The sequence below is a fragment of the Klebsiella sp. K-Nf6 genome, assembly GCF_002806655.1.
Classification (GTDB): domain Bacteria; phylum Pseudomonadota; class Gammaproteobacteria; order Enterobacterales; family Enterobacteriaceae; genus Klebsiella; species Klebsiella variicola.
The window spans coordinates 1-6,584 of record NZ_PIBN01000036.1; the positions used below are offsets into that span (position 1 = coordinate 1).

General features: G+C 42.6%; 6 protein-coding genes. 4 read left to right on the forward strand and 2 right to left on the reverse strand.

Features of this window, described 5'->3' with window-relative positions:
- The 3 genes from CWM61_RS29725 to CWM61_RS28345 form a co-directional block, all read left to right on the forward strand.
- A partial coding sequence (locus CWM61_RS29725; protein WP_206054239.1) for a hypothetical protein occupies window positions 1-182 on the forward strand: 182 nt, incomplete at its 5' end.
- The gene (locus CWM61_RS28340) at window positions 179-1,756 is read left to right on the forward strand and encodes a phage tail protein (protein ID WP_100632261.1); all 1,578 of its coding nucleotides are present in this window, start codon (window positions 179-181) and stop codon (window positions 1,754-1,756) included. The genes CWM61_RS29725 and CWM61_RS28340, both read left to right, overlap by 4 nt.
- A gap of 981 nt (window positions 1,757-2,737) precedes the next feature.
- A protein-coding gene (locus tag CWM61_RS28345) for an IS3 family transposase (RefSeq protein ID WP_100632262.1) occupies window positions 2,738-3,837 on the forward strand; the annotation gives its coding sequence in 2 pieces (ribosomal slippage) (window positions 2,738-2,990 and window positions 2,990-3,837; 1,101 coding nt in all).
- A 242-nt stretch (window positions 3,838-4,079) separates the two neighbouring features.
- Here the strand turns inward: CWM61_RS28345 and CWM61_RS29635 are convergent.
- A complete protein-coding gene (locus CWM61_RS29635) occupies window positions 4,080-4,202 on the reverse strand; it encodes a small membrane protein (RefSeq protein ID WP_165785321.1) in 123 nt (40 codons plus the stop codon).
- Between the two features lie 398 nt (window positions 4,203-4,600).
- Window positions 4,601-5,605: an NAD-dependent epimerase gene (locus CWM61_RS28360; protein ID WP_100632264.1), complete on the reverse strand. Its 1,005-nt coding sequence runs from the start codon at window positions 5,603-5,605 to the stop codon at window positions 4,601-4,603.
- A gap of 852 nt (window positions 5,606-6,457) precedes the next feature.
- On the opposite strand from CWM61_RS28360, the gene CWM61_RS28370 reads away from it, so the two are divergent.
- Window positions 6,458-6,584: NAD-dependent epimerase/dehydratase family protein (locus tag CWM61_RS28370; protein ID WP_133122477.1), on the forward strand; the 127-nt coding region annotated here is incomplete at its 3' end.

Consider the following 6,584-nt stretch of genomic DNA (forward strand, 5'->3'; position numbering starts at 1 on the left):
TTCTTCTTCTTCTTCTTCTTCTTCTTCTTCTTCTTCTTCTTCTTCTTCTTCTTCTGATGAGATGCTTTTTTGGTGCAGAGAAGTCTGAAATTGTGCAACTAATTTTTATTGTAATGCTAAATTTTAAATTTCATCTTATACTATCACAATATTTTATTTTGCAACATGAGGCCTTGAAATGAAAAAGTTGACTCGCCGGAGATTTATTGGCTCTCTAATACCGGTTCTAGCTGTTGAGTTAACCAGTTCGCTTATTTTTTGCCGTGCCGAAACCATTCCTTCGGAAATTAAGATAAGATCTGTACAAAGTCTTTCTTCTTATAATCCTTCTTATGAGGGTGAGGTCATTTCTGTTATTCATGAAAATGATGACAGCGTGAAGTTCGTTGCTGCAGATGCAAAAATATTTAAAGTAGATGGTGTAAAGGTCATACAATCTCCTAATACAAAGCTGGTGTTTGTAAGGGATGAGTACTATAGCAATAGAACAGTCCGCCCTAGTTGGTATGGATGCCGAGGGGAAGGGAAGATGGCTTCAGATACCATATGCTTCGCTAAAATGCTAAAGTTTCTAGATGATGGTGATCATATCATATTAAATAAGGGAGAAGTGTATTATAATGATTTCCCTAATAATAGCCAGGATAAAGATGGATGGACAATTACGGCTAATAATATAACATTAGATGGTGAAGGTGCTATTCTCTCAAGGATAACTCCACCGAATGCTTTATGCGTTGATTATACGACTTTAAAGATTACTGGAAATAATTGTAAAATACAAGGTGTTCTTCTTATTACTTCTGATGACCCTACAGGCTATCCTATCATGGGATATAGGAGTACTGAAAAATTGGATCAAAGAGAATTATTCTGCAGACCTGTTGCCAACACATTGAATTTATGGGTTAAAGGCGTGAATAATTTTTTTGTAGGTGACGGTGTAATACTCAAAAACGCGGTTTTTAACTTTTTCGCAAATCATCAAAGTAATAATTTGAATATACATTGTTCTGCAATCTCTTCTGGACAAATATATCCTCAGCCTGTTTCAAAAAGTTCAGACCTTGCCCTTGGGAGTTCTTTTAAACTAGATAGATGTCACAATTTTATGATTAAATCAATTGCAATTAATACTGCATATGCTGGTGTTGAGCTTGAGGGGAATAATAAAAATGGCACAGTGAAGATTAAAACATTGAAAGCCTATCATGCAGGACTTCATATCTGGAATAATAGTTCTGATATAAAATTTGATGCGTATTCTGAAGATGTTACAGAAGGTGGGGGGTTAATTATTGGCCCTGGGTGTAAAAATTGCAGTGGAACTTCATACGTTACAAATTCTTTGTATGTCGTAGCCTTTGTTGGTGATAGTAAAATAGGGGATTTGACGAGTTGTGATATTGTTGCTTCTGGAAAAAATGTGCTAAGGGGTGTAGAGTTTTATACGAGATCACTAATCGATAATTCGTCTATTCGAAACAATAAAGTAACACTTTTTGCTAAATATGGTGATTGGGGTGGTGCTAGGTCTGATTATAAATCTGGTATTGTGTTAAATGGCGGTGAAAATAACACTATAAAAGCAGAGCTAATATCTTTTGATTATATATTATCAATTCGCCGTGGTGGAAATAATAACTTGGATATCAAATATGATAAATTTAAAAAACAGATGTATCGTGACAATAATCCTTTTTTTGCGAATAAGTTTATAGTCAATAAAATAGATGGGGGTGACCGCAGTAAGTAATTAAACGCTTATTTCTTGTGGTTATTTGTCAAAAAATAAGCTTATTAAGTATGTTTGATGACCTTTGGCTTTTTTAATGTGTTACTTGAGTTTACTCTATGTGATATGGAATGAATGTATAATATGTTGATTCTACTAAGTTAAAGAATGTGTTGCTCGTCCCTTCATCAATTTTTATAATTTTTAATGTGATATTTTTTAGACCATTAACCATCAGGATGGTATTTAAAACTTAAAACTATTGTACTGTGCTTAATTTTACACGTTTATTGATTGTTTAGACTCTTAATGACTTGTTCACTTTTAATGCAATGTTGATTTTTTATTACAAACGATTATTGCTTTAGTATTTGAACCGATTAACTTTAAATTTTATTTAATACTGTGCATCATCTATTTTTTAGCTTATTTCTCTCTTCTATTACAAAATAAGGATTATCTTCGCAAATTGTGATGCACCTAACGATCCTGTTCAAAATTTATTGCGTGTTACAAACTTGTTCGATAAGTTAAATTTGCCTTGTGAAGAGCTACCGTCACTGTGATGTAGATGCCGGAGATAAGCGCCGGGAGGTAAAACAAAGCCTGCAATGCAGGCTTTTTTGTCATCCTTAAACCACATCCTTAGGGATGTGGTGATTGTTTATATAAGGCGACCCATCCAGACTAACCACTAAAAGGAGATTAACAGATATCGGGTTTTACAGGAGGCATCACATATCTATTGGCGTTGCAACTGGCACATAGTCTAGATACCAACGTACCGCTTCTGGATCATGACCCGATAGTTTGGCAAGGAACTTAACTGGACAATTTATATTCTCAGCGAATAAACAATTGTGAGGTTCTTGAGCTAAATATTCAGTCAGATCATGTACAATTTCTTGTAACCTTCCTACCTTTGATCTCCTCCCTGAAAACAGTGCCAGGCTAAACTGAAGTCTCCGGTCTTTCTTCCATCTCACAGAGAGACACATCGCCATGAAAAAGACCCGTTATACCGAAGAACAGATAGCATTTGCGCTGAAACAGGCCGAAACCGGCACTCGCGTGGAGGAAGTCTGCAGAAAGATGGGCATTTCTGAAGCCACATTTTACAACTGGAAGAAAAAGTTTGGCGGCATGGGCGTGACAGAGCTGCGCCGCCTGCGCCAGCTTGAGGAAGAGAATCAGCGTCTGAAACGTCTGGTGGCTGATTTAAGTCTGGACAAGGAGATGCTGCAGGAAGTTATCAAAAAAAAGTTCTGAGGCCGGCCCAGAAGCGTCAGGCGGTGCATTTTCTGCGGGAGGCTTACCGTATCAGTGTCCGGCGGGGATGCGGACTGCTGATGCAGAGCAGAACCGCTTACCACTGGCAGAGCCGGCGGGATGATCGGGCGATAACCCTGCGTATCCGGGAAATAGCGGAAACCCGGATCCGCTACGGTTGCCCGCGTATTCATATTCAGCTGCGGCGGGAAGGCTGGCCTGTTAACCACAAGAAAACACACCGGATTTACTGTCTGGAAGGCCTCAACCTCCGCAGAAAGCGCCCCCGCAGGCATGTCAGTGCAGCACATCGTCAGCAACGTCCGGCCCTGACCGGTGTCGATCAGTGCTGGAGTATGGATTTCGTGTCGGATAACCTGTTTAACGGACGACGTTTCCGGGCGCTGACTGTAGTGGATAATTTTAGTCGGGAGTGTGCGGCGATCCATGCCGGAAAGTCGCTGAAAGGTGAGGATGTGGTCGGTGTGATGGAAGGGTTGCGGGTGCTGGGCAAGCGCCTGCCGGTACGTATTCAGACAGATAACGGCAGCGAGTTTATTTCGAAAAGTCTGGATAAATGGGCGTATGAGCACGGTGTCACAATGGACTTCTCCCGCCCCGGAAAACCAACGGATAACCCGTTTATTGAATCATTTAACGGCAGTCTGCGGGATGAATGCCTGAACATTCACTGGTTTCTCTCGCTGGAAGATGCGCAGGACAAACTCGACAACTGGCGCAGGGAATATAATCATGAGAGAACGCATTCATCATTAAATGACATGACTCCGGCTGAATTCATCCGAAGTCTCCGGAAAGACGAAGATCTCTGATTTAGCACTGCACTGAATTTGGGTCAGGGTCAGTCCGCTTACAGGTGGCATTTTCAAAAGCTACCTTCTTAGAAGGTGGTCTTTTACTTCCACGCTAAGAAAAAAATGATGAACATGGCGCGGTAGGCACTATTTTTACTTGGCTTAAAGCCACAGCAAAACGCAGAATGAACGATCATTCTGTCATATCATTATTTTATTTCTTAATATTATCTTAATCTAATTGCAATAAGGCGCCAGCGTTACCACTTGTGTTTATTAAATGTCAGCTTCGTTTTCTTTCTGTCTTTCAAATAAGAAATCAAGAAATAAACGGATACAGCAAGTAGTATGGCAGCCACCACTAAGAAAAATAGGTTTTCCATAATATCTACCACAGCGTTTGTTAGTTGAATTATTAGGTTGTTAAGCAATACGCCAGTACGTGTCTGTCGTACTGAGATCCCTAACATATCCTGTTTTTGAGAAAATTCCTACAATGAGTAATGTTTTTTATCTATCAGCATATAATGCTGTTTTCACTATCAAAAATGGGATGGATGTAAGATAAGTCTGAGTACCAGGCGCGAGGATATTTGCTTTTCTGATAAAGGCTGGATGAAACTGGTTTCAGGCGGGCAAGTGAAAAGACAAAAATCCCGTCTATAGCTCAAAATATTATATATAAAACAATGAATGTGCATTCAGTCGACATATTATCAGGATGACGGGGGGCTACATAAAAGAAGTTGCCGCAACCTGACGATTGCGGCAGGGTAGGGAATCAGAGCTGATAGTAATTCTTGTACCATTCCACGAAGTTCTTCACGCCGTCCTTCACTGACGTCTGCGGCTTAAAGCCCACCAGGTCATACAGCGGTTGGGTGTCTGCGCTGGTGTCCAGCACATCGCCCGGCTGAATCGGCATCATATTCTTCTTCGCTTCCATCCCCAGCGCCTCTTCCAGAGCGGTGATGTAGTCCATCAGTTCCACTGGCGAGCTGTTGCCAATGTTATAGACCCGATACGGCGCGGAACTGGTGGCTGGGGAACCGCTCTCAACGGTCCAGTCGGCATTGGCCTGCGGGATCACATCCTGAACGCGCACCACGGCCTCGACGATGTCGTCGATATAGGTGAAGTCACGCTTCATCTTGCCGTAGTTGTAGACGTCAATACTTTTCCCTTCCAGCATTGCTTTCGTGAACTTGAACAGCGCCATATCCGGGCGGCCCCATGGGCCATAGACCGTAAAGAAGCGCAGCCCGGTGGTCGGGATGCTGTACAGATGGGAATAGGTATGCGCCATCAGCTCATTAGCTTTCTTGGTAGCGGCATACAGGGAGACCGGATGATCGACGGAATCTTCGGTGGAGAACGGCATTTTACGGTTAAGGCCATAAACCGAGCTGGAGGAGGCGTACACCAGATGTTTCACTTTGGTATGACGGCAGCCTTCAAGAATGTTCAGATAACCCATCAGGTTAGCGTCCGCATAGGCATACGGATTTTCCAGCGAGTAGCGCACACCGGCCTGGGCCGCCAGGTGGATCACGCGATCAAATTGCTCTGCGGCGAACAGCTTTGCCATACCTTCCCGGTCGGCCAGATCCAGTTGCTGGAAATGGAATGCCGGAGATGCCAGGCGATCCAGACGGGCCTGCTTCAGGCTGACGTCATAATAGTCGTTCATGTTGTCGATCCCGACAACATCATGCCCTTCATTCAGCAGGCGCTGCGCGATATGAAAGCCGATAAAACCTGCGGCACCAGTGACCAAAAACTTCATATTTTTCCTCCGGGGTGTGGATATCCCGTTCTACATAAGTGCCGATTTTACACTGGCTTGCGGTTGGGATCACTTGCTTTACAGTTGCAGGATGTGAGTTCTAGTGGCGCCGTAGTGCTTAATTCCTATTTAATGCAAATGATATTCATTTAGAAAAATATCATTGAGTATGCCTGTAGCTTATCTATAAAAATCAGTTGTAGGGCAGCCAGTCCTTGGGATTCTGCTATCACGATAAAACACATCATGAATTTCCGAACGAAGAGGTGTATCTATTCGTGAAATACGAATTAATTAGTGTTGTTGTCACCAGAGATAACTTGTAACCGAATCATGTATGGCCAAGTTATTGAATGTTTTGATGTTGTATCGAAAGTGTTCCATTCATACCTTGAATTGATTCAAACCGCTTTTTGATTTTTATTCTTCATGACCAGCGCTATAATGCGTCGCGACCTCGTCCGGTACTATTCACTGTTGAGTATGCTGCACGCCATAATGGTGACTGCATGGCTTTGTCATGATACCAATCGCTGAATGGCGCATGAAGGGATGATTGTCAGGTACTTTAAAGACACATTCAGATTCCGTCTCGATGACGTATCGTGTGGTGTTTGGGAAAGTCCTGATAGCAAATGGACGCTGAAGCAAGCAAAGTTACCGCGGTTTGGCTGCTTTGCACTATCCAGCATGATGAGACAGCGCGGCAGACACCGCTGATCTTAGCTCATGTTAGATACAATTTACTGAGGCACCACGCATTTTGGTTGCGATAGCCAATGGCGGTAGCGTGCCTGCGTTTTTTGTTATTACAGAATTTATTATTTAAATCATTGAAAAACGAGAGAAAGTATGAAGATTCTTGTCACCGGGGGCGCAGGCTTTATCGGCTCTGCCGTGGTTCGTCATATCATTGAAAATACCCTGGATGAAGTCCGCGTGATGGACTGCCTGACCTATGCCGGCAACCTCGAATCCC